This is a genomic window from Streptomyces sp. 150FB, from assembly GCF_000818195.1.
In the GTDB taxonomy this organism is placed as follows: domain Bacteria; phylum Actinomycetota; class Actinomycetes; order Streptomycetales; family Streptomycetaceae; genus Streptomyces.
Genome location: NZ_JTHL01000001.1, coordinates 4,001,253 through 4,002,695, shown reverse-complemented (window position 1 = coordinate 4,002,695; position 1,443 = coordinate 4,001,253). Strand labels below are relative to the sequence as shown.

Annotated in this window: 1 protein-coding gene and 2 pseudogenes; 1 reads left to right on the top strand and 2 read right to left on the bottom strand. The window is 76.6% G+C overall.

Translation table 11 applies throughout. The annotated features are described in order from the left end of the window. Both QR77_RS48715 and QR77_RS17060 read right to left on the bottom strand, forming a co-directional pair. Positions 1-572 (bottom strand): annotated as a pseudogene (locus QR77_RS48715) (hypothetical protein); the annotation flags it as partial. A 219-nt stretch (positions 573-791) separates the two neighbouring features. Continuing rightward, complete coding sequence (locus QR77_RS17060; RefSeq protein ID WP_040022697.1) at positions 792-980, bottom strand: hypothetical protein; 189 nt, start codon at positions 978-980, stop codon at positions 792-794. On the opposite strand from QR77_RS17060, the pseudogene QR77_RS48710 reads away from it, so the two are divergent. Next, positions 979-1,443: pseudogene (locus QR77_RS48710) on the top strand (hypothetical protein); the annotation flags it as partial. The gene QR77_RS17060 and the pseudogene QR77_RS48710 overlap by 2 nt on opposite strands.

Here is a 1,443-nt window from a genome sequence, read left to right as displayed (position 1 = left end):
TCGCGTCCCGAGCCTGCCGCCCGCGCGGCGGCGGCGTTGCAGGCCGCGGTGCAGAGGGCAATGACGCAGGAAACGACGGCTACCACGACGCCGAGTCCGGCAGAAGCTGACGCATCGTCAACTTCCGCTCCCGCCAACGGATCCGAGGGAACACCCGGCTCGACACCGCCCGCGGTGACGCACTCGCCCAGCACGCCGTCCGTACCGCTGTCCCCGCCGGCCGTTCCCGGCGCGAGTGCTCCGGCGGACAGCCTTCCCGTGCAGCGGCAGGTCTCCGGTACGCCCGCGAGCCCGGAGCCCGCGAGCCCGGGGGAGCCTTCAGCATTCGCCGAGCCGACGGTGTCGGCGCCGGTACACAGCAGTCCTTCTCCGGTGGTTCCGGTGTCAGCTCCGGTGCCGTCCTCCGGCGGTGGCGCGCTGCCGGTGCAGCGGTCCGCGTCGGCCGGTGACGCCCCGGTGCGCCGGGCCCCGGCTCCCAGTGCGCCGGACGTCCCGCTGGTCGGTTCCGCACAGCCGTTGGTCGCCACCGACACGGCCGCGCCCCGGACCGGGGAGCGCGCGGCGGCGGGCACACTGCCGGTGCAGCGATCGGCCGTGGCACCCGGTGCGTCCGCCGTCCCGGTCGTACGGTCGGCCGCGAGCGTCCCCGGGCCCGGCGCTGCGCCCGCCGTACCACTGGTGCGGCGAACCAACCCGGTCGGCGGCGGTGTCGGTTCGGGTCAGTCCCGGACGGCCTCCGGCGCGGTCGGGCCCGAGGCGTGGCCCTCGGCCCCGGAGTCGTCCGCTCCTGGTCATCTGCCCGACGCCGTAGGCCCGTTGGTCAGCCCGTTGGTCACGACCCGGACCTTGGCGGAGCGCCCGCCGCTCCTGTCGGCCGCCGTCCCGCAGCACACCCCGCACACCCCGCGCACATCGAGCGCGTCGAGTACGGCGTCGCCGAGCCACACCACACCCGCGTCCGCGCCGGTGCAGCGGCTCATGGGCCGTACCACTCCGGCCGTTCCGGCCGCTACGACAGGTATCAGCGCCCCGGCGGCGCCGGCCGGCATAGCCGTACAGCGCCTCGTCGCCCTGCCCGGCTCCTCCGCCGCTCGCGGCTCAGGCACCGGAACCGGCTCCGCGAAGCGACAGGGCGCGACGGCCGCGTTCGCGGGAACGGGAACGCCGGTCACCGCCACCGGACTTGTGACCGGCGCGTCCGGATCCGTACCTGTGCCCGGCCCCACACCCCTCGGCGCACCCGCCCCGGCGGCGTACCAGTCCGAAGCCTCGCCCGAAGCCTGGCCCGCCGCTCAGCCCGTCGCCCCGCACGACCTCGCCCCGGTCCAACGCAGCACCGACGGCGTCCGGTTCAGCCCTGTGGCGCAGACGGAAGCCTTCCCCGTGCAGCGCGCGGTCCCGGCCGCCGGCGCGTCCCCGGCGCCGGGCTCACCGTACGCACCC